This is a genomic window from Chitinophaga flava (assembly GCF_003308995.1).
Classification (GTDB): Bacteria; Bacteroidota; Bacteroidia; order Chitinophagales; family Chitinophagaceae; genus Chitinophaga; species Chitinophaga flava.
This window is the reverse complement of record NZ_QFFJ01000003.1, coordinates 256,624-283,565: the sequence shown is the minus strand read 5'-3', so window position 1 is coordinate 283,565 and position 26,942 is coordinate 256,624. Positions and strand designations below refer to the sequence as shown.

The 26,942-nt window shown below is 48.9% G+C and carries 1 protein-coding gene (running past one end of the window); it reads left to right on the top strand.

Annotation, left to right across the window (positions count from 1 at the left end; genetic code table 11):
• Nucleotides 1-210 precede the first annotated feature (210 nt).
• Nucleotides 211-26,942, top strand: partial view of a non-ribosomal peptide synthase/polyketide synthase gene (locus DF182_RS31825; RefSeq protein ID WP_113619943.1) — the beginning only. It continues 29,164 nt past the right edge of the window; 26,732 of the gene's 55,896 nt are visible here — the first part of the coding sequence; the start codon lies at nt 211-213; the stop codon falls past the right edge of the window.

Here is a 26,942-nt window from a genome sequence, read left to right as displayed (position 1 = left end):
CATGCATAATAACCTTTGCGAATATATTTTGAATAACCCATTTGAGTAAAACCCGAACCTTTAAATTAAGAAAACCCTTTTCACCTGAAGAAATACATTCAGTTAATCCGACCTGACAGGTGGAAGCCCTGATCTTTTGTTGCCTGATATGAATCCCGGTCTTCCGGAATAAAGGACAACCTGTTTGTATTGATCTAAAACTACTATCTGATGGAAAAGAAGCATTTGCCAATATCTCAGTACCAGAGATCTTTTTTTGTAGAATGGGCATTGGCGCCGGAAAGCAGTATATATAATGTTTCGAAAATCTACGAGATTGACGGGATGTTTGATAAAGATGTATTCATCACTTCCTGCAGTAAACTGATAAAAGAGGATGATATACTTCACGCAACGTTCAGTGAGGATGGGACTACCTGTTATTATAACAATTTTCCTACAGAAGATTTTATTGTGGAAGATATCCCGGATGATACAAAGGATATCCGGGAGTTGCTGCTGGATATTATCAACCGGCCTTTCGATCTGATCAAAGGCCCCTTGCTGCGTATACATGTGATAGACAATACCAGCCGCAACGGAAAAAGTTATGTCATTTTTTGCCTGAATCATATTATAGCAGATGGTGTAGGGTTTGATAACCTTCTCGACAGGGTAAGGCGCATCTGGCATGCGCAGCTAATGAACTTGCCGGATGAACCAGTTGTTTTACCTTCCCGTGTAGCCTGTATTGAAAGGGAAAAAAAACTACTGACACCAGAAAACACTACAGCAGCCAGGCAGTTCTGGTACGATTACATTGGTGAACGTCCACTGGTAGCCGATTTTCCGACAATGAAACATGCGGCGCCGGATGATACAGCAGGAGAGATCCTGTTCTTCGATCTGACAGGGGATACCCTCACCGCTTTACACCGATATGCGGACCGGCATAGAATGTCCATATTTACTGTACTGGCAGCGGTATATGGTATTGTGGTGGCGCGCTATTGCAGTCAGCCTGATATTTTTATGAGTTATGCCGTGAATATGCGGCCCCCCGGCTTTCCGGATATTACAGGATCTTTTGTTAATAACCTGCCCCTGAAGATTGAAACAGACAGGTATGATACCGTAACAGCATTGATCAAAGCCCTTGTTTCGGAAAGAAAGGAAGTAAAGCAACACCGGCACTATACTTTTGCTGAAATTGTCCATGATCAGCGGAAGATAAGGGAAGAAGACGGGACGGATTATTTCAATATAGGATTTGCAGAAACTTATGTCAACACTAAACCCATCCCGGTGGATGGGCTACACATTGGAGAAATTGATTTTCAGCTAAACAGTGAATCCATTTACTGGATTTTGTTGATGTATGACCGGAGAAATAAGGATATCTTCAAATTCAGGCTGGTATATAGAAAGAACATTGTCAGTCCGTTTGTTGCGGAAGGTGTTAAGCTTTCGTTTCTGGAACTGCTACATAAAACGGTTACCGTAGAAGACTTTCCGCTGAAAGATTACAGCCTGCTTAGCAGCAGTGATTATTCCAACGTTTTATATAACTGGAACGCAACAACGAAACCATATGCGTCCGAAAAAACCATTCATCAGCTGTTTGAAGAACAGGTGGCGCTCACCCCTGATGCAACGGCGCTGGTATATGGAAACAGCCGGCTGACCTACCGCGAACTGAATGAACGTGCCAACCGCCTGGCAGTCTATCTGCAGGCTACCTACGCCATCAGACCAGATGAGCTGGTAGCCCTTTGCCTCAGCAGATCAGAACATCTGGTCATTGCTGTCCTCGCAGTATTGAAATCCGGGGCTGCCTATGTGCCGATAGATCCGGGATTCCCTTCCGGACGTATCACATGGATACTCTCTGATACCGCAGCCAGGGTAGTGTTGACGAATGAAGCTTATGCCGCTGCACTCAATCAAGATGTAACAGGCGTAAACATAGCGATTGAAAGTATTGACAGTGCCAGGTTTCAATCGATATTAGAAAATACATACAGTAACGTTACTCCTGTAGCCATCAGCCAGGCAGATGACCTGGCCTATGTTATTTACACCAGCGGTACTACCGGTCAGCCCAAAGGCGTAATGGTAGAGCATAAGAGTGTGATCAACCTGATCACAGAAATGACTGAAATCCATCAGTTGGATAAACATCAGCATATAGGCTGTTATTCAAATTATGTGTTTGATGCCTTTGTATATGAAGCTTTTCCGGTATTGTGCAATGGTAACAGCCTTTACCTGTATAGTGATGAAATCAGAAACGCACCGGATGAACTGGTGGCATATGCGCATCAACATAATATAACCGTTTCGTTTATCCCACCGGTATTATTACCTGCATTTACCACCCTGAATACAGGCTTTCAGTTGATATTTACGGGCGGAGAAAAATTGCCTGACCTGAAAAATCCTTTACAGGCAGTGCTCATCAATGAATACGGCCCTACGGAAGCAACGGTATGTGCTACATTTCATCGTTGCACGGATGATAACAGCAGAATAATAGGACGTCCTGTTGCCAATACTACGCTGTATGTGCTGGACCGCCATCTGGTACCGGTTCCGGTAGGGGCAACCGGTGAGCTGTATATCGGAGGGGCTGGTGTAACACGAGGATACCTGAATCAGCCTGCACTAACGCAGGAGCGCTTTCTAGCCAATCCCTTCCAGACCGTTTCAGAGAAAGAAAAAAATATCAATGGCCGTATCTATAAAACCGGCGACCTCGTAAGATACCTACCAGACGGGAACCTGGAGTACATCGGCCGCAATGATTTCCAGGTGAAAATCCGTGGGCATAGAATTGAGCCCGGAGAGATAGAAAACCGTTTAGGTGCTTTCCCTGAAATAAGGCAGGCCGCCGTAGTGGTAAAGAACAGAACAGCCGGGAGTGGCAATTATCTCGCAGCCTATTATGTATCAGACAATGCAATAGATCAGCAGTTGTTATTGGACTATCTGGCGGAACACCTGCCTGATTATATGGTGCCGGCTGCATTGATACACCTGACATCCTTGCCGCTGACGGTGAACGGAAAATTAAATTACCGTGCGCTCCCTGAGCCACAGCTGCCGGATAGTGCAGCTGCTCAGACAGCGGAGAATGAGACGGAGCGGGTTTTATGTGAAATTTATGCCGAAGTGCTGGGCCTGAATCCTGGACAGGTAGGTGTGCAGGATGACTTTTTCAGGCTGGGAGGAGACAGTATTGTGAGCATACTGCTGGTAAGCAAGTTAAGACAGCGTGCAGGCGTTCACGTGAATGTGAAAGATATTTTCCGGAACAGAACTATCCGGCAACTATACATCAACAAAATCTCAAAGTCTGTGGCCGCCACTCCGGCTGTTGCCACTGAACAGGGAATACTCACCGGCAAAGCCGGTCTGCTGCCGGTACAGGCCTGGTTCTTCGATCAGGTGACCCGCGGTACTTTCCCCGCCTTTCATCACTGGAACCAGTCTTTCCTGATTCATGTACCTCCGCTGAATAAAGAACTCCTTGGGATGAGTATCCTGAAGTTGGTCAATTACCATGACGGGCTACGCTTTTATTATCCAACGGAAAAGGCGGCTGCCGGGGGGTATGGACAATACTACGGAGAAGAAGTAACTGCTATCAGCATCAAATATCTGGATATATCTGCTATTGATACAACTTCATCGGTTAATGAGGTCCTTACAGAATGGCAGGCCGGTTTCAATATCTCTGGAGGCCCGTTGCTGCAGGTGGGCTATCTGGAAGGTTTTGCTGACGGCAGTGCCAGAATATATTTTGCGGCGCATCACCTGCTGTTGGATACAGTTAGCTGGCGCATTATCAGTGAGGATATAGAAAAGATATATAATTATTTATCAGAAGCGCAGCAAAATCAGGCTGAAAGAGATTTTCTGGCGACAGTGCCAGCAAATGTAATACTGGGCTCCAAGGGAAGCAGCTATCGTCAATGGGTAAACGCTGTTGCTGACTACACGCCGGCAGAAGGAAAAACGGCTGAAGATGAACGTGCATGGTGGTTGGCTGTCAGCGCGGGTATCCCTGCCGGCAACGCTCGGTTGTCTGAGATGAGGGTGGAAACGACCGCCCGGACTACGTTCTCGCTGGACCATCAGCTTACTGAATGGCTGCTGCGTGAAGTAGGACATGTTTATCAAACCCAGGTGAATGATATATTATTGAGCGCATTGGGAACAGCACTGTCATCACTGACAGGACTTGATCATCATCATGTTTTACTGGAAGGCCACGGACGTGAATTTATTTCACCGTCGGTGGATGTAACCCATACTACGGGATGGTTTACGACCATGTACCCGGTTGAAATAATCACCCCGGCTGCCGATATCGCCACGAAACTGGTAACCGTTAAGGAAATGCTGCGTAGCATTCCTGCCGGAGGACTGGGCTATGGCGCATTACAGGGCTATACCGCTACAGCATTGCCGCTGATCAGTTTTAACTACCTCGGTCAATTCGACAGGCAACGGCCTGAAAATGCTCAGGGTTGGTACATCTCCGGAGAAAACAGCGGGCAGTTTGTATCTGTCGCCAATCATCCGCATACCTTGATCGATTTCCTGGGCAGGATCGTCGATGGATGTCTTCATTTTGATATCTCCGGAAGTATCTCTGCTGCGGCTTTATCCGTGCTGGCGGATAATTACAGGGCAGCATTGGAAACAATCGTACATTATCTGAAATCATCTACCCGCAGTTATCTGACGGTGAGTGATATCGATCATATTATATCAGCACAATATCTTGACAAGCTACAGGCAGACCGTGAAATAACAAACGTATACCTGGCAGGTAGTCTGCAGGAGGGCTTTATATCGCATGCACTGAACCAGGGTGCAGCCAATGACGCCTATGCCGTACAGCTGGTATGGGAATACCGCTGTCCTTTGCAGGAAACGCTGTTGCAACAGGCCTGGCAATATGCACCGGAGAAATTTAATGCATTAAGGCTTCGGTTCCATTGGGAGGAAGAGCTGATACAGGTGATTGACAAGAAAGGAATTTTTCCATGGAGATATGAAGATATCAGCCATCTGCCAGAAAACGAACAGGATGTTTATCTGCAGCATCTGCTGGCAGAAGACAAGGCTGTACCATTTGAGCTGTCTGCCGGAAATCTCTACAGAATATACCTGATAAAAAAACAGACTGACCGGTATACATTCATTTTCAGTAACCACCATGCTATACTGGACGGCTGGAGTATGTCGCTGCTGCTGAGTTTTGTACATGATGTTTACCGGTATCTGCAAAAAGGATTACCTTACCATATAGAACCTGACCATGCTTATACCGCTGCGCAACATTATCTGCAGCAGCACAGGCAACAACATGATGCCTACTGGAATACCCGGGTGGCACAGCTTTCTGCCAAAGAAGACCTGAGCAGCCTGCTGCGTCCGGAGCAACGGCACATCGTATTGGCTGATTACAGACATGTCAGATTACATCAGGAACTGAATGTAACGGTAACGGGTGAACGTTATCAGCTGCTGAAAAGATTTTGCTCCGGATATGGATTTACCCTCAATGCTGTATTGCAATATTGCTGGCACCGGCTACTGGGTATTTATGGCAACAGTAATACTACTGTAGTAGGTATGACCATGGCCGGGCGTAGCCTGCCTGTGGATGATATAGAACAGTCTGTGGGCCTGTTCATCAATACGCTGCCGGTTATCATGGAACATGAAACTGGTACGGTGGTAGCTGCCATCAATCAATTACAGGCACATATCAATGACGCCAACAGCCACACTGTTATCCAGCTCTCCCGGTTACAACAGGAAGGAAGACGATTGTTCAATACACTGTTTGTATTCGAAAACTATCCGGTACCACTGGACCGCTCAGGAGACGAACTACCCCTGTATTTTAAAGAAAGCACAGACCAGCTGGATTATCCGCTGGGAATGATCCTGGTCGAACGCCCTGGAGAAGTGTTGTTGCGACTGAAATATGCCGGCGAGTTATTCAGCAGTGAAACAATGCATCAGCTGCTGGAAGGCATATTTATCCTGCTGGACCAGCTGTTGGCAGATCCGCATATTGAAACCTCCCAACTGAGTTTCATTACCCACGAACAACAACAGCTGCTGATCACAGACTGGAATAAAACAGCAGAAGATTACCCATTGGACAAAACCATTCAACAGCTGTTTGAAGAACAGGTACTTAAAACACCGGACCATACAGCATTGGTGTATGAAAACCAGCGTCTGAGTTATCGTGAACTGAATGAAAAGGCCAACCGCGTAGCGGCTTATCTGCATGCACAATATGCTGTAAAGCCCGATGACCTGATAGGATTATATCTGGAGAGAACAGAATATATGATCATTGCTATCCTGGGGGTGCTGAAATCCGGCGCAGCTTATGTGCCGGTGGACCTGGCATATCCTGATGACAGGGTGGCCTATATCATCTCCGATGCGGGTGCTAAGGTAGTGCTGACAGACAGTATGAATAAAGAAAACCTGCAGCGTATCACCGATAGTTTGCCGGTTGCGGTAGAGGAGGTAGATAGTATTGTAGTTAATGCGCAGTTGCCAACGTATATCGATGCCAGCACATCAGCCAATATGTGTTTTGTGCTTTATACCAGCGGTACTACAGGCAATCCTAAGGGTGTGATGATAGAACATCGTAATGAGCTGAATATCATCTACGGTATCCGGGATGCTTATGAATTTAGTCATCAGGCGAGGATTGTACTGTTTGCTACTTATGTGTTTGATATGTCGGTGTCCGAAATTTTAAGCGCACTGCTGTTCGGCAACACCTTATACGTTCTGGGAACAAAGGTAAGGACAGATGTAGCGTCTGTCAGCCAGTACCTCCTGGATCATGAAATAAATTATATATATCTGCCACCGGTCATGCTGGCCACATTGCCGCGTATAGCCTATCCTCATCTGAGGGGGATTACCTATGCCGGTGAGCCCTGTGATCAGGAAACCGGCAAATACTGGGCATCTCGGCTGAGGCTGTATAACTATTACGGCCCTACGGAAACCAATATCGCTACCGGCAAACTGATCGTCGGCGGAGATACGCATCTTATCGGACGCCCGATTGGTAATACCAGCTGTTATGTGGTAGATAGTGCCCTGAGACCTTTGCCATTGGGAGCTATTGGTGAATTGTATATCGGAGGTGCCGCCGTAGCCCGCGGATATTTTAATCTGCCTGAATTGACCCAGCAACGGTTTATCGCCAATCCTTTTCAGTCGGAGGAAGAGAAGGAAAAAAATATCAACGGCCGCTTATACAAAACCGGCGATCTGGTAAGATATCATCCTGATGGGCATCTGGAGTATATAGGCCGGAATGATTTTCAGGTAAAAATCCGTGGATTCCGAATAGAACCCGGTGAGGTGGAAAGCCGCCTGAACGCCTATCCGGCGATTAAACAGGCTGTAGTGCTGGTGAAGGAGCATCCCGGCGGAGGCAAATACCTGGCTGGTTATTATGTAGCCGATGAAATGCCGGATCAGGATGCGGTAAGAACTTATCTGGAAGCATATCTGCCCGATTATATGGTGCCTACTGCACTGATATATATGCCTGAATTTCCGGTGACCGTCAACGGAAAGCTGGACCGTCGTGCTTTACCTGATCCGGCCTTTACAGGAGAGGGTAGTTATGAAGCGCCGGCCAATGCGATGGAGAAACAACTATGTGTCATATTTGGGGAGGTGCTGAAACTGGATACGGGTAGTATCAGTGTGACAGATGACTTTTTCCGTTTGGGAGGTAACAGTATTACGGCGATCCGTCTGGTAAACAGGCTGAACACCTTGCAAGGCGTGAAAATAGGCGTGGCAGCGGTGTTTAACTACCGTACCATCCGCAAACTGTCGGCTGTGCTGAAGGATGATACCGGTGATCATGTAATCATTACGGTACCTGCTATCAATGCTCCGGAAGAGCAGTTGTTATCTTTTGCGCAGGAGCGTTTATGGTTTATAGAAAATTATGAAGGGGGCAGTAATGCCTACAACATACCACTGGTGCTGAAGTTGCAGCAACAGGTAAACACAGAAAACCTGTTACAGGCGCTGCATGCTGTTGTACGTCGTCATGAAGTACTCAGAAGCAGAATAAGAACAACGGAAGATGGATTGAGTTATCAGGAGGTACTGGACGACACCGCACGCCTGCTGGAAATAAACAAACGGGAGTTGTCTTCTGAAACTACGCTGGATGCGGAAGTGCAGGCACATTTTAATCGCGTCTTCAGGCTGGATGAAGAGCTGCCGGTCAACGTAACGCTCTATACACTTCCTGCGGAAGATAGTTATCTGAGCATCGTGTTGCATCATATTGCATTTGACGGATGGTCCACGGAGATTCTGTTGCGTGACCTATTGAATTATTATCATCACTACGAATACCTTGCCACCGGCGATATGATACAGGCGGAAAAACATCTGCCTGCACCATTGCCTTTGCAGTATAAGGATTTTGCGCTGTGGCAACGGAACTACCTGAAAGGTGCTGTGCTGGACAGGCAACTGTCATTCTGGAAAGACAGGTTGTCCGGCTACGAAACCTTACATCTGCCAACAGATCAACCACGTCCGGCGCAGATCAGCTATGAGGGAGCCAATATATCCTTTGTTGTAGACAAGGCTATCAGTGAGGGTTTACGGGCTATCTCCCGTGAGCTGGAAGTGAGCATGTACAGTGTGCTGCTAAGTGGTTATTATCTATTGCTGAGTGCTTACAGTAACCAACGGAATATTGTGGTGGGCAGCCCTGTTTCTAACCGTCATTACGGGGAGATAGCAGACCTGATCGGTTTCTTTGTGAATACACTGGCGCTGCGCGAAGAAATAGATCCTGAACAACGGGTAACAGATTTCATCCGTCAGGTGGGAGCTTCGGTGATATCAGCACAGCTGCACCAGGATCTTCCATTTGAGAAGCTGGTAGATGAGCTGCATATAGAGCCGGATATGTCGCGTCATCCGGTGTTTCAGACTACTTTCAGCATTCAGCAGATAGACAGGGGAAGTCTTGGTTCGCCGGGTCTGTTTGCTCCTTATGGCGACGATAGTGCTTACAAGATTGCTAAATATGATCTGACCGCCGCACTGGATGATAGCGACGAAGAGATCTGGGGGGCCTTTAACTATGCGGTGAGCCTTTTTAATACAGCTACGATTGAAGGATATATCACCACCTATAAAGAAATTTTAAGTCAACTGGCGTTTGCAGGAAAGGACCTGCAGATAAAATCATTACGCTATCAACCGGCCAGGGTACGTACAACGATGTTGGCTCAATGGAATAACCCGTTGCAAACGTTCCCTGTTGACAAGCCCGTTCACCGGCTGTTTGAAGAGCAGGCTGCTGCTCACCCTGAGCGTACAGCTGTTGTTTATGAAGCGGTACAACTGTCTTATGGAGAACTGAATACCCGTGCAGATGAGTTAGCAGCATATATACGTCACCGTTATCAGCTGAAGCCGGATGATCTGGTAGGTATCTGCCTGGACCGCTCAGAACACATGCTGGCGGCTATTCTGGCGGTATTAAAGGCCGGAGCTGCCTATGTGCCTATGAATCCTGCTTATCCTGAAGAAAGAATTGCCTATATCCTGTCGGATACAGGAACGAAAGTAGTTTTAACGAATGAAAAACATGCGGAACGGCTCTCAGCCTTATCTGCGGAAGTAACTGTTGAGGCCATTGATCACCGGAATTTTGCGGACAAACAGCTGGTGTTACCTCCTGTGGTAACTGCTCCGGAACATCTGGCCTACGTGATTTATACCAGCGGTACTACCGGTCAGCCCAAAGGCGCAATGATAGAACATCGCAATGTATCCCGCCTGTTCCGTGCTACAGCGGACTGGTATCATTTTGATGCCACCGATGTCTGGACCTTGTTCCATTCCGTAGTATTCGACTTCAGTGTATGGGAAATCTGGGGAGCTTTATGTTATGGTGGTAAACTGGTAATCCCGTCAACGGAACAGACCCATGATCCCTCTTTGTTCTACGATCTGTGCGAGCGGGAAGGAGTGACGGTGCTGAACCAGACACCCGGCGCTTTCTATCAGTTCATCGCGGCAGCACAACAAAAGGCTGGTCATCTGACTCAGCTGCGATATGTGATCTTCGGCGGTGATGCGCTGAACCTGGCACAGTTGAAACCCTGGTACAATCTGTATGCTGATGATGCGCCACAGCTGATCAATATGTATGGCATCACGGAAACAACCGTCCATGTTACCTGGAAAGCACTGCGTGCGTCGGAACTGGACAAGGGCTCTCTGATAGGCCGTGTGATCCCTGATCTGCAGGCCTATGTGCTGAATGAATATCTGGAGCCCCTTCCACAGGGAGCGATAGGAGAGCTGTACGTAGGTGGCGCCGGCGTATGCCGTGGTTATCTGAATCTGCCATCGCTAACGGCTACACGTTTTATTGCAGATCCGTTTACCGGTGGTACTACGCGGTTATACAAAACCGGCGACCTGGTAAGACAGCTCCCTAATGGCGATCTGGAATACATTGGGCGTGCCGACTTCCAGGTGAAGATCAGAGGTTATCGTATAGAGTTGGGAGAGATAGAACACCGTTTGGCCAGCTATCCCGGCGTAAAACAAGCCGTGGTACTGGTGAAGGAACAGGCCGGTGGCAACAAATACCTGGCGGGCTACTATGTGTCCGATGAGACTTTGAATCAGGAAGCCATCCTGGAATACCTGGGTGGTTATCTGCCAGATTATATGCTGCCGGCAGCGCTGGTGCATCTGGCGCAGTTACCGTTGACTATCAATGGAAAGCTGGATCGTCGTGCCTTGCCGGAGCCTGTATTTACGGACAGTGATCATTACCGCGCTCCGGAGAATGATACAGAGGCTGCTATGTGCGCCATCTATGGCCAGGTGCTGGGCATAGCCGAAGATAAGATAAGTGTGGATGATGACTTCTTCCGGCTGGGCGGAGATTCCATCGTGAGTATCCAGCTGGTAAGCCGTTTGCGTCAACAGGCGGGTATTCATGTCACCGTAAAAGATATTTTCCGTTATCGTACCATTGCTTCTCTATATACAAATGTGGTTGCTGTGGGTACTGCATCTGCGGTACAACTGGAAACAGAACAGGGCATCCTGTCCGGAGAAGTGCCGCTGCTGCCGATACAGCACTGGTTCTTTACCAATGTCTCCAGTGGACTGCTTCCGAAGTACCATCACTGGAACCAGTCCTTCCTGATCAGTGTGCCCGTGCTGGATATAACACTGCTGGAACGTACGCTGATAACCCTGCTGAACTATCATGACGGGCTGCGTTTACGTTATCGTCCCGACGGTACACAATATTACAGCGAAGAGATAACCAGCGTGGAAATTCGCCGCCTGGATATCCGAACACTGGAGAACCCGGAAGCCTTGCATACTATACTTACCTCCTGGCAGTCAGACTTTAATATTCACGGAGACCGGTTATTGCAGGTGGGCTACCTGGAAGGTTATGCAGATAATCGTGCACGCCTCTTCCTGGCAGCACATCACCTGCTGATAGATACGGTGAGCTGGCGTATGCTGGCAGCGGATTTGGAACGTGTCTACAATCATCTGTTGACATTAACTGTAACGGATACACGTTCGCTGATAGAATGGTTAGGCCCCAAAGGCAGCAGCTACCGTCAATGGACCACGCTGATCTCCGGCTATGAATTATCGGTAGCAGAGCAGCAATATTGGTCGGCTCAGCTGCCGGGAATAAAAGCTGGCAATACGTTGTTGGAGAGCCTGTCTGCACCAACTGTCAGTTATGCGTCCCTGTTATTGGATACCGCCTATACCGGGCGCTTGTTACGTGAAAGTCATCATGTTTATAACACACAAATCAATGATATTCTATTAAGCGCCCTGGGTGTTGCATTGTCGCGCATCACAGGAGAAAATAATCATTATATATTGCTGGAAAGCCACGGCCGTGAAGCGCTTTCAGCATCCATCGATATTACGCATACCAGTGGTTGGTTTACAACCATGTATCCTGTGCAGATCATCAGCGAAGGCAATGACTACGGTGTACAACTGGTATCCGCCAAAGAAACCTTACGGGCAATACCGGCTAACGGTATCGGCTATGGGATACTCACGAACTATCGTCCTGAGGGCTTACCTCGTATCAGCTTCAACTACCTCGGCCAGTTCGATGGGCAGGAAAGTGCGGCTGCCGGCGGATGGCAGCTCACCAGTGAAGACAGCGGCCGGCAAATAGATGCCTCCAATGGCGATCACCACCTGATCAACATCAACGGGCTGGTGATAGGTGGCCGTCTTCAATTCAGTATCTCCGGTAGCCTGGCAGCGGATCTGCTGACTACCCTGGCAGCACAGTATCAGCAGGTATTAGAAGAGATAATTGACTGGTTGGGTGCTGCATCGCGTACCTGGCTAACAGCCAGCGATACAGACAATATCATCTCTAACGCCTGGTTATCGGTGTTGCAGGCACAACAGGAAATATCCGGTGTTTATCTGGCGGGTAGTCTGCAAGAGGGCTTTATCTATCATGCATTGAATCAGGGAGATGTAGATGATGCCTACCGCGTACAACTGTCCTGGGATTATCACAATGCCATCGACCCGGCTCTGCTGGAGCGGGCATGGCAATATGCGCAGCAGCGCTACAGTGTCCTTCGGCTGCGCTTTGCCTGGGAATATGAGCTGGTGCAGATCATAGATCGTCACGGGCATACTGACTGGCGTTATCTGGATATCAGTGATCAGGACAAAACCTCACAGGAGGCTTATCTGAAAGAACTGATGGTGAAAGACCGTATGTTGCCCTTCGATCTGTCAACCGGCAACCTGTTCCGGATATATCTGGTGAAATGCGGAGACCACGAATGGAACTGCCTTTTCAGCAATCACCACGCCATACTGGATGGCTGGAGTATGCCCGTGCTGCTCAACTACGTGCACGAAGTGTATCTGCAGTTGTTGCGGAATCTACCTGTAGTGGTACGGGAAGATCAGAGTTATGCGGAGGCACAACGTTACCTGCAGCAACACCGTGGAGATAATGATTCCTACTGGACCGCTGCGGTGGGCCAGCTGGAAGAACAGGAAGACCTGAGTAGCCTGTTACGCACAGATCAGCGCCATATCCGCTTATCGGTTTATCGTCATATTCTGCAACCAGCAGAACAGTCCCTATCGATCAGCGGCACACGTTATGAGGCGCTGAAACGCTTATGCGCCACTCATGGCATAACCCTCAATGCCGTGCTGCAATACTGCTGGCACCGGCAGCTGAGCCTCTATGGCAACACGCATACCACCGTAGTGGGCATGACCGTGTCCGGCCGTAACCTGCCTGTTAACGATATAGAACAATCGGTAGGTTTATATATCAACACACTTCCGGTGATCATGGAACATGACTCCGGCAGTGTATTATCAGCCATTAAACGTTTACAGGCTCATATCGGAGAGGTGAACAGCCGCAGCGATATAAACCTGAGACGGCTGCAACCCGGTGGTGAACGCCTGTTCAGCAGCCTGTTTGTATTTGAAAATTATCCGTTGCCAGCCGGAGAAGAAGGCCAGTTGTCTATCCGGCTCAGAAGCAGTGTGGAGAAACTGGACTATCCGCTGGGAGTGGTGGCAGCAGAACAAGGCCCTGAAATCACCTTCAATATTAAATATGCTGCGGAATTATTTGATGATGCGATCATTGCGCAATTGCTCTCCGGCGTGGAACTGATCCTGGAGCAACTAATCAAACATCCGAACATTACAGCATCCTCGCTGGCACATCTGCGCGAAGCGCAATACCAGCAAATAATCTTCGACTGGAATAACACTGTTTGTGATTATCCTGCTGATAAAACCATCCATCAACTGTTTGAAGAACAGGTACAGCATACTCCTCATGTCTTGGCAGTGGTATACGAAGACATACGACTTACCTACGCCGAACTAAACGAAAAAGCTAACAGGCTTGCGGCGTATCTGCGTGACCGTTATAACATTCAGCCGGATGATCTGATCGCACTTGTACTCGATCGTACCGCTGATATGCTGACAGCTATCCTTGCCGTGCTGAAGGCCGGTGCAGCTTATGTACCGGTATCTCCGGAGTATCCGGATGAACGTGTCCATTACATGCTGGCGGATACCCGTACCAAAGTGGTACTGACGAATGAAATTTATGTAGAAAAATTACAGACTGCTGCCGGTATTGAAGCGATAGATGCCACTGTTTTATGGGAAGAAAAACTGAAGGGGTATGACGTTGAAAACCTTGCTCCACTGGCAACTTCAACAGACCTGGCTTATGTGATCTACACCAGTGGTACCACCGGCGCCGCCAAAGGCGTGATGGTGCAGCATCGCAGCGTAATCAATCTGATTACTGCACTGGTGCCCGCTCATACACTGGACAGGCATGAAAGAGTGGGTTGTTACTCCAACTATGTATTTGATGCGTTTGTATATGAGGCATTCCCCGCATTAGCAAACGGTAATACTTTATACCTGTATCCGGACAGTATCAGAACCGCCCCGGATGCGCTGCGCAGTTATATCAGTAAGGAGCGTATAACCGTTACATTTATTCCACCGGTGTTACTGCGCGAGTTCCTCTCTGCGCCTACCGGCTTATCATTGATATTTACTGGCGGCGAACAACTGCCGGACCTGAGCGGCATATCTTTCGAAGGTACCTTGCTCAATGAATACGGTCCAACAGAAGCTACGGTATGTGCTACCATGCACCCTTACCATTCAGAAGACAGTACTGCCAATATTGGCCGTCCGCTGGCCAACACTACGGTGTATGTGTTGGACGCAGCTGGCAGACCTGTGCCGGTGGGTGCTATCGGAGAATTATATATCGGTGGCGCCGGTGTGGCGTGTGGTTATCTGAACCAACCATCGCTGACGGCTACACGTTTTGTGGCAGATCCATTTACAAGTGGTAATGCAAGGCTATACAAAACCGGCGACCTGGTAAGACAATTACCCAATGGTGATCTGGAATATGTTGGCCGTGCCGACTTCCAGGTGAAGATCAGAGGACATCGTATAGAGCTAGGTGAGATAGAACACCGCCTGGCCAGCTATCCGGGCATAAAACAGGCCGTGGTGCTGGTAAAAGAACAGGTCGGCAACAAATACCTGGCTGGTTATTATGTGTCCGATGAGGTTTTAAATCATGCATCTATCCTGGAATACCTGGGGTCTTATCTGCCGGAATATATGCTGCCTGCAGCCCTGGTACATCTGTCTCAATTACCACTGACCATCAATGGTAAGCTGGATCGTCGTGCCTTACCGGAGCCTGTATTTACAGATAGTGATCATTACCGTGCTCCGGAAAATGATACAGAAGCAGCTATGTGTGCCATCTATGGGCAGGTGCTGGGTATATCCGGTGATAAGATCGGTGTGGATGATGACTTCTTCCGCCTGGGTGGAGACTCTATTGTGAGTATCCAGCTGGTAAGCCGGCTGCGGCAACAGGCAGATATTCATGTCACCGTGAAAGACATCTTCCGTTATCGTACCATTGCCTCGCTGTATACAAACGTGATTGCTGCGGGTACTACTGTAGTACAACTGGAAACAGAACAGGGCATCTTGTCCGGAGAAGTGCCATTGCTGCCGATACAACGCTGGTTCTTTACCAATGTCTCCAACGGCCTGCTGCCGAAGTACCATCACTGGAATCAGTCTTTCCTGATCAATGTGCCCGCACTGGATATGACACTGCTGGAATGTACGCTGGTGGTACTGTCGAACTACCATGACGGGCTGCGCTTACGTTACCGCCCTGATGGTACTCAATATTACAGCGAAGAAGTTTCAGGCCTGGATATTCACCGTCAGCATATCCGTACGCTGGAGACACCTGAAGCCTTACATACTTTACTGACCTCCTGGCAGTCAGATTTTGATATCTATGGTGACCGGCTGTTGCAGGCTGGCTACCTGGAAGGTTATGCAGACGGGCGTGCACGCCTCTTCCTGGCTATACATCACCTGCTGATAGATACGGTGAGCTGGCGTATGCTGGTGGCGGATATGGAGCGTATTTACAATTATCTGTCCACTGTAACCACAACGGATATACGTTCGCTGATAGGATGGTTAGGCCCCAAAGGCAGCAGCTACCGTCAGTGGACAACACTGATCTCCGGCTATACATTATCTGTAGCAGAACAGGAATACTGGTCAGATCTGTTGCCAGGAATAAAAGCAGGCAATGCACTGCTGGGAAGCCTGTCGACGCCTGTTGTTAGTCATACATCCCTGTCATTGGATGCAGCATATACCAGTCGTTTACTGCGTGAAAGTCATCATGTTTATAACACACAGATCAATGATATTTTATTAAGCGCCCTGGGCATCGCCCTATCTCGTATCACAGGAGAAAAGAATCATTATATACTGCTGGAAAGCCATGGCCGTGAGGCACTTTCGGCCTCCATCGATATTACGCATACCAGTGGTTGGTTTACTACCATGTATCCTGTAGAAATCAGTAGTGAAGGAAATGACTACGGTGCACAATTGGCGGCAGTTAAAGAAACCTTGCGTGCAGTGCCGGCTAACGGTATCGGCTATGGGATATTGACAGGCTATAGTCCTGAAGGTTTACCTCGTATCAGCTTCAACTACCTCGGCCAGTTCGATGGCCAGGAAAGCGCCAACAGTAACGGATGGCAGCTAACAAGTGAAGATAGCGGCCGGCAGATGGATACGTCCAACGGCGATCACCACCTGATCAATATCAACGGGCTGGTGATAGGTGGACGCCTTCAGTTCAATATCTCCGGCAGCATAGCTGCTGATCTGTTAGCTACCCTGGCAGCACAATACCAGCAGGTATTGGAAGAAATGATTGAATGGCTGGGCAATGCATCCCGCACCTGGTTGACAGCCAGCGATGCAGATAATATTATCTCCAACTCCTGGTTGTCTGTATTGCAATCCCAGCGTGAAGTATCCGGTGTTTACCTGGCAGGCAGCCTGCAGGAAGGTTTTATCTACCATGCCCTGCATCAGGGGAATGTAGATGATGCTTACCGTGTGCAGTTTTCATGGGACTATCATAACAGCATCAACCCGGCCTTGTTGCAACAGGCCTGGCAATATGCACAACAACGTTATAGCTCCCTGCGTCTGCGCTTTGCCTGGGAACATGAACTGGTACAGATCATTGACCGTTATGGTCATACCGACTGGCATTACCTGGATATCAGCAATCAGGACAAAGCTTCACAGGATGTTTATCTGGATGGACTGATGGTACAGGACCGTACCTTGCCTTTTAATCTGGCTGCCGGCAACCTGTTCCGGATATATCTGGTGAAACGTGGAGAACATGACTGGAGCTGCCTTTTCAGTAACCACCACGCCATACTGGATGGCTGGAGCATGCCGTTGCTCCTCAATTATGTACATGAAGTGTACCTGCAGCTGTTGAAGGGGCAGCCTGTAGTGGTGCGGGAAGACCGGAGCTATGCAGAAGCACAGCGTTACCTGCAGCAACACCGCGGGGATAATGAAGCTTACTGGACCGCTGCAGTGGCTCAACTGGAAGAACAGGAAGACCTGAGTAGTCTGCTACGCGCAGACCAGCGCCATATCGGCTTGTCGGTTTATCGCCATATTCTGCAACCGGCAGAAAAGTCCCTGTTGATCAGCGGTACACGCTATGAGGCGTTGAAACGCCTGTGCGCAGCTAATGGCGTAACGCTTAATGCGGTGCTGCAATATTGCTGGCACTGGCAGCTGAGCCTTTATGGTAACACCGCCACAACCATAGTGGGCATGACTGTCTCCGGCCGTAACCTGCCCATCAACGATATAGAACAATCGGTAGGTTTATATATCAACACCCTTCCGGTGATCATGGAACATCAGCCCGGTAGTGTATTATCAGCCATTAAACGTTTACAGGCCCATATCGGAGAGGTGAACAGCCGCAGCGATGTGAACCTGGGAAGACTGCACCCCGGCGGTGAACGCCTGTTCAGTAGCCTGTTTGTGTTTGAAAACTATCCGTTACCAGCCGGGGAAGAAGGACTGTTGACTATTCGGTTCAGGAGTAGTATGGAGAAGCTGGACTATCCGCTGGCCGTGGTAGCAGCAGAACAAGGCGCTGAGATTAGCTTTAGCATCAAATATGCAGCAGAGTTATTTGATGAAGCCATGATTGCACAACTGCTTTCCGGTGTGGAACTGATCCTGGACCAACTTGCTGCACAACCGGATATCACAGCGTCTTCGCTGGTACATCTGCGCGAAGCGCAATATCAGCAAATGATCTACGACTGGAACAATACCATTCGTGATTATCCTGCTGACAAAACCGTTCATCAGCTATTTGAAGAGCAAGTGCGGAGCACCCCGCACGCTCCGGCAGTGGTGTATGAAGAAACACTGCTTGGCTATGCCGAGCTAAATGGAAAAGCCAACCGGTTGGCATCGTATCTGCGTGAGCGTTATAGTATCCAACCAGATGATCTGATTGTACTGGTCATGGATCGTTCAGCAGACATGCTGACGGCCATCCTTGCAGTACTGAAAGCCGGAGCTGCCTATGTGCCGGTATCACCGGAATATCCGGATGAGCGTATCCATTACATTCTGGCGGATACCCGTACCAAAGTAGTACTGACGAACGAAGTTTATGTAGAAAGATTACAGTCTGCTGCCGGTATTGAAGCAATAGATACTGCTGTGTTATGGGAAGAAAAGTTGAAAGGGTATAAGGCTGAAAACCTGGAACCACTGGCGATTTCAACAGATCTGGCTTATGTGATCTACACCAGCGGTACCACGGGTACTGCTAAAGGAGTGATGGTGCAACATCGTAGCCTGGTCAACCTGATCAGTGCACTGGTTCCGGTACATATACTGGACCGGCATGAGAGGGTAGGCTGCTACTCCAACTATGTATTTGATGCGTTTGTATATGAGGTGTTCCCTGCATTGGCAAACGGCAATACTTTATACCTGTATCCGAACAGTATCAGAACTGCCCCGGAAGCACTGCGTAATTATATTGCTAAAGAGCGTATATCCGTTACATTTATCCCACCGGTGTTGCTGCGTGAGTTTCTCTCTGCGCCTACCGGTCTGTCATTGATATTTACCGGTGGCGAACAGCTACCGGACCTGAGCGGTATATCTTTCGATGGTACCTTGCTGAATGAATATGGTCCTACGGAAACCACCGTATGTGCTACGATACACCCTTACCATCCGGGAGACAGTACTGCCAATATAGGTCGTCCGTTGCCCAACATTACGGTGTATGTGCTGGACGGAGCAGGCAGACCTATGCCGGTGGCTGCCATCGGTGAATTGTATATCGGTGGTGCCGGTGTGGCGCGTGGTTATCTGAACCAGCCATCGCTGACGGATACACGTTTTATTGCAGATCCGTTTACCGGTGGTGATGCAAGGCTGTACAAGACCGGAGATCTGGTAAGACTGTTGCCCAATGGGGATCTGGAATACATCGGGCGTGCCGACTTCCAGGTGAAGATCAGAGGACACCGAATCGAACCGGGCGAGATAGAACACCGCCTGGCCAGCTATCCGGGCATAAAACAGGCCGTGGTACTGGTGAAGGAACTGGGCGAAGGCAATAAATACCTGGCCGCTTATTATGTGTCTGATGAGGCTTTGAACCATGAGCACATCCTGGAATACCTGGGTTCCTATCTGCCTGAATACATGCTGCCGGCAACGTTGGTACATCTGGAAGAGTTACCGTTGACCATTAATGGCAAGTTGGACCGTCGAGCTTTGCCGGAACCGGTATTCACCGACAGTGATCATTACCGTGCTCCGGAGAATGATACAGAGGCAACGATGTGTGCCATCTATGGGCAGGTGCTGGGTATACCTGAAGATAAGATAAGTGTGGATGATGACTTCTTCCGCCTGGGAGGCAACAGTATTCTTGCTATTCGCCTGGCTAACCGCCTGAATGAGGTACTGGGAACGAACATCGACGTGACGGGCATATTCTCAAGCAGGACTATACGTAAACTCGCTGCTATCAGCGGCGCCTCCGGCAGCGTAAAGATTACAGTGCCTGTTATCAACGCTCCGGAAGAACAATTGTTATCCTTTGCCCAGGAACGTTTATGGTTTATAGAGAACTATGAAGGAGGTAGCAATGCCTATAATATACCACTGGTGCTGAAGCTGCAGCAGCAGATGAATACGGAAAACCTGTTGCAGGCGCTACGTGCCGTTATACATCGTCATGAAGTGCTGAGAAGCCTCATTAAAACAAATACTGCCGGAGACAGCTATCAGATAGTACCCGATGAAAGTATATATCCTGTAGTTATAGAAATACATACTTTAAATGATAAGACCTCACTGGATGAAACGATAAAAGCCAATGCCGGCCACATCTTCAGACTGGATGAAGAGTATCCTGTAATGATAAGACTATATACATTGGCTACAGGAGAACGCTATCTGAACATCGTATTGCATCATATTGCATTTGATGGCTGGTCTACAGAAATCCTGTTGCGCGAAGTAGTCAATTACTATCATCATTTCGAATGCCTTGCTGCCGGAGATGTTGCGGCAGATAAATTCCTGCCGGCTCCATTGCCTTTGCAGTACAAGGATTTTGCATTATGGCAACGTCACTATCTGAAAGACGCCGTACTGGAGAAGCAGTTGTCATACTGGAAAGATAAATTGTCTGGTTATGAAACATTGCATCTGCCAACAGACAAACCACGCCCGGCATACATTGACTATACCGGTGCCGATATTCCTTTTGTAATTGACAGCGCCACCAGTGATGGTTTGCGGGCTATCTCACGGGAGCTGGAAGTGAGCTTGTACAGTGTTCTGCTGAGTGGTTATTATCTGTTGCTGAGTGCATACAGCAACCAGCGGGATATTGTATTGGGCAGCCCTGTGGCCAACCGCCATTATGGAGAGATAGCAGACCTGATCGGTTTCTTTGTGAATACCCTTGCATTGCGTGAGGAGATAGATCCTGAACAACGGGTAACTGATTTTATCCGTCAGGTAGGAGCTGCGGTGATATCAGCACAATTGCACCAGGACCTTCCGTTTGAGAAGCTGGTGGATGAGTTGCAGGTAGAACCGGATATGTCGCGCCATCCGGTGTTTCAGACAACTTTTGGTATTCAGCATTTGGGTAAAGAAGCGCTTCAGGCGGATGGTCTGTTTGCACCTTATGGTGACGCCAGCGACTACCATATTGCTAAATATGATCTGAGTGCCGTACTGGATGATAGCAGCGACGAGATATATGGGGGCTTTAACTATGCGGTGAGCCTTTTCGATGTGAGTACCATAGAAGGATATATTACTACCTATAAAGAAATTCTAAGTCAGCTGGCATTTGCAGGAAAAGACCTGCAGATAAAATCACTGCGCTATCAGCCGGCAACCGAACGTACAACATTACTGGCTCAATGGAATAATCCGTTGCAGGCGTTCCCTGTTGATAAGCCCGTTCATAGGCTGTTTGAAGAACAGGCCGCCGCTCACCCTGAACGCACAGCTGTTGTTTTTGAAGATGTACAACTATCTTATGGAGAACTGAATGCCCGTGCTAACGAACTGGCGACATATATACGTCACCGTTATCAGCTGAAAGCGGATGACCTGGTAGGTATCTGCCTGGACCGCTCTGAACACATGCTGATAGCCATCCTCGCGGTACTCAAGGCGGGAGCTGCCTATGTGCCTATGGACCCTGCTTATCCTGAAGAAAGAATTGCTTATATCCTTTCGGATACAGGCACGAAAGTGGTTTTGACCAATGAAAAACATGTATCGCGACTCGCAATCCTGTCTGAAGTAGTAACTGCTGAGGCGATCGATAACCAGCATTTTGTGGGTGAGCAGCCGGTGTTGCCTGTTGTGGAAACTGCTCCGGAGCAGCTGGCTTATGTGATTTATACCAGCGGTACTACCGGTCAGCCCAAAGGAGCGATGATAGCGCATCGTAACGTATCCCGTTTGTTCCATGCCACGGAGGCCTGGTATCATTTTGATGCCAGTGATGTATGGACTTTGTTCCACTCTGTTGTGTTCGACTTCAGTGTGTGGGAGATATGGGGAGCTTTGTGTTATGGTGGTAAACTGGTAATCCCGTCAACGGAACAAACCCACGATCCTTCCCTGTTCTACGATCTGTGTGCACGGGAAGGCGTGACGGTGCTGAACCAGACACCGGGTGCTTTCTATCAGTTCATCGCAGCGGCACAACAGAAAGTCAACCGCTTGACACAACTGCGATATGTAATCTTCGGTGGTGACGCGCTAAACCTGGCACAGCTGAAACCCTGGTACAACCTGTATGCCGATGATGCGCCGCAGCTGATCAATATGTATGGTATCACGGAAACAACCGTGCATGTGACCTGGAAGGCATTGCGTGCAGCTGAACTGGACAAAGGCTCTCTGATTGGCCGTGTAATTCCCGATCTGCAGGCTTATGTGTTGAATGAATACCTGGAACCACTTCCACTGGGAGCGGTAGGAGAGCTGTATGTAGGTGGCGCCGGTGTATGCCGCGGTTATTTGAATCTGCCATCTTTGACGGCTACACGTTTTATTGCAGATCCGTTTACCGGCGGAGCTACACGGTTATACAAAACCGGAGACCTGGTAAGACAACTCCCTGATGGCGACCTGGAATACGTTGGCCGTGCCGACTTCCAGGTGAAGATCAGAGGCTATCGTATAGAGTTGGGCGAGATAGAACACCGTCTGGCTACCTATCAAGGCATCAAACAGGCCGTGGTGCTGGTGAAAGAGCAGGCTGGTGGCAACAAATACCTGGCGGGTTATTATGTGTCCGATGAGATTTTGAGTCAGGAATCCATCCTGGAATACCTGGGGGGCTATCTGCCGGATTATATGCTGCCAGCGGTATTGGTGCATCTGGCGCAATTACCGTTGACTATCAACGGTAAGCTGGACCGTCGTGCCTTGCCGGAACCTGTATTTGCCGATAGCGACCATTACCGCGCTCCGCAGAATGATACTGAAGCAATCATGTGTACGATCTATGGCCAGGTGCTGGGCATAGCCGAAGATAAGATAAGTGTGGATGATGACTTCTTCCGGCTGGGTGGAGATTCCATTGTGAGTATCCAGCTGGTAAGCCGTTTGCGTCAACAGGCGGGCATTCATGTCACCGTAAAAGATATCTTCCGTCATCGTACCATTGCCTCACTATATACAAACGTGGTTGCCGCAGGTACTACATCTGCGGTGCAACTGGAAACAGAACAAGGCATCCTGTCAGGAGAAGTACCATTGCTGCCGATACAGCGCTGGTTCTTTACCAATGTCTCCAACGGATTGCTGCCGAAGTTCCATCACTGGAACCAGTCTTTGATGATCAGTGTGCCCGTGCTGGATATAGTACTGCTGGAACGTACGCTGATAGCGCTGTCGAACTATCATGATGGTCTGCGTTTACGTTATCACCCTGATAGTACACAATATTACAGCGAAGAAGTAACCAGCGTGGACATCCGCCGTCTGGATATCCGAACCCTGGAGACGCCGGAAGCTTTGCATGCCATGCTTACTTCCTGGCAGTCAGATTTTGATATCTATGGGGACCGGTTATTGCAGGTGGGCTACCTGGAAGGTTATGCAGACGGGCGTGCACGCCTCTTCCTGGCAGCGCATCACCTGCTGGTAGACACGGTGAGCTGGCGTATGCTGGTGGCGGATATGGAACGTATTTACAATCGTCTGTTGACAGTAACTGTAACGGATACACGTTCGCTGATAGAATGGTTAGGCCCTAAAGGCAGCAGCTACCGTCAGTGGACCACGCTGATCGCCGGCTATGAATTATCTGCAGCAGAACAGGAATACTGGTCAGATCTGTTGCCGGGAATAAAAGCAGGCAATGCACTGCTGGAAAGCCTGTCCACATCAACTGTCAGTTATGCATCCCTGTTGTTGGATACAGTCTATACAGGACGATTGTTGCGTGAAAGCCATCATGTTTATAACACACAGATCAATGATATTTTAGTAAGCGCCCTGGGTGTTGCCTTGTCGCGTGTCACGGGAGAAAATAGTCACTGCGTATTGCTGGAAAGCCACGGCCGTGAAGCGCTTTCGGCTTCCATCGATATTACGCATACCAGCGGCTGGTTTACCACCATGTATCCTGTACGGATCATCAGCGAGGGTGATGATTACGGTGTACAACTGGCATCTGCTAAAGAAACCTTGCGCGCGGTACCGGCTAACGGTATCGGCTATGGGATATTCACAGGTTACCGTCCTGAAGGTTTGCCTCGTATCAGCTTCAACTACCTCGGCCAGTTCGATGGGCAGGAAAGTGCCGCTGGCAGCGGGTGGCAGCTGACAGGTGAAGACAGTGGCCGGTCAATAGATGCCTCCAATGGCGACCACCACGTGATCAACATCAACGGGCTGGTGATAGGCGGCCGTCTTCAGTTTAATATCTTCGGCAGCCTGGCTGCTGATCTGCTCACCACACTGGCAACACAGTATCAGCAGGTATTAGAAGAGATGATTGACTGGCTGGGTGCTGCATCCCGTACCTGGCTGACCGCCAGCGATATAGACAATATTATCTCCAATGCCTGGTTATCGGAGCTGCAGGCGCAACAGGAAATAGCCGGCGTTTACCTGGCGGGAAGCCTCCAGGAAGGGTTTATCTATCATGCCTTACATCAGGGTGATGTGGATGATGCCTACCGTGTGCAGCTGTTATGGGATTACCATAACGCTATTAATCCAGCCCTGCTGGAACAGGCATGGCAATATACACAGCAACGTTACAGTGCCCTGCGTCTGCGTTTTGCCTGGGAACATGAGCTGATACAGATCATAGACCGTTATGGCCATACTGACTGGCACTATCTGGATATCAGCAATCAGGACAAAGACTCACAGGAGGTGTATCTGAATGAATTGATGGCAAAGGACCGTACCTTATCCTTTGACTTGTCGGCTGGCAACCTGTTCCGGGTATATCTGGTGAAACGCGGAGAACGTGAGTGGAGCAGCCTTTTCAGCAACCACCACGCCATACTCGATGGCTGGAGCATGCCATTGCTGTTCAACTATGTACATGAAGTGTATCTGCAGCTGTTGCAGGGAATGCCAGTGGTTGTAAGAGAAGACCATAGTTATGCGGAGGCACAGCGTTACCTGCAGCAACACCGTCAGGATAATGAAGCCTACTGGACTGCAGCAATAGCCCGGCTGGAGGAACAGGAAGACCTGAGCAGTTTGTTGCGTACAAACCAGCGTCATATCCGGTTGTCGGCTTACCGTCATGTCCTGCAGCCGGCGGAAAAGGGCGTTGTCATCAGCGGCACACGCTATGAAGCGTTGAAACGTTTATGCGCTGCCAATGGTATTACGCTCAGTGCGGTGCTGCAATACTGCTGGCACCGGCAGTTGAGCCTCTATGGTAACACGCATACAACCGTAGTAGGTATGACCGTCTCCGGTCGTAATCTGCCCATCAACGATATAGAACAATCCGCAGGGTTATATATCAACACACTTCCGGTGATCATGGAACATGACTCAGGCAGTGTATTATCAGCCATTAAACGTTTACAGGCCCATATTGTAGAGGTGAACAGCCGCAGCGATGTGAAGCTTGGAAGGCTGCACCCCGGCGGTGAACGCCTGTTCAACAGCCTGTTTGTGTTTGAGAATTACCCGTTACCAGTCGGAGATGAAGGCCAGTTGTCTATCCGGTTCAGAAGCAGTATGGAGAAAGTTGATTATCCGCTGGGCGTGGTGGCAGCAGAACAAGGCCAGGAGATCGGCTTTAACATCAAATATGCAGCAGAATTGTTTGATGATGAGATTATTGCACAATTGCTCTCCGGTGTGGAACTGATCCTGGATCAACTAATCACACATCCAAATATCACAGCATCCTCGCTGGTACATCTGCGCGAAGCGCAATACCAGCAAATGATCCTCGACTGGAACAATAACGTTCGTAATTATCCGGCTGACAAAACCATCCATCAGCTGTTTGAAGCCCAGGTGGCTCAGATACCGGATCAACCGGCGATTGTATGTGGTGACCGCAGGCTGACCTACAACGAATTAAATGAACAGGCTAATCAGCTGGCGGCCTACCTGAAGAAAAGTTTTGATGTTCAGCCGGATGATCTGATCGTACTGTGTATGGACCGTTCAGCAGATATGCTGATAGCAGTGCTGGCTATCCTCAAGGCAGGTGGTGCTTATGTGCCGGCTGATGTGTCCCATCCCGATGACAGACTTCATTACATCATCAGTGATACCCGTACCAAAGTGGTGCTGAGTAACGAACAGCATACAGAACGTATCAAATCACTGACAGCGGGACTTTCCTTAAAAGTAATCAATACAGAAGATATTTATTTCCAGACAGGTTTGTCTGTAAGGTACAGTGGCGAGAATGCAGGTATTGCGGTAGAACCATCGCAGCTGGCCTATGTTATTTATACCAGTGGAACTACAGGCCGTTCCAAAGGAGTAATGGTAGAGCACCGGAATGTGGTCAACTATCTGTACAACGTGCAGGATATCTTGCCGGAAGATCTTACCCGTGTTGATTTTTCAGGGAATTTATCTTTCGACCTATCGGTAACGACTACACTTTATCCATTGTGCTTTGGTAAATGCCTGTATATTTTTGAAGGCAGTATAACAGAGGTGGCAGCCTATGAGCAGCACCTGATCACCCACGATATTGAACTGGTGAAGAGTACACCGGCATACCTGTCGCTGCTGAATAATCCGGATGTACGTGTGAAAACGGCCATCGTAGGAGGAGAAAAGTTGTTGCGTCATCAGATCAGCCGGATACTTTCCTGCTTCACAACTATCATCGACGAATACGGTCCAAC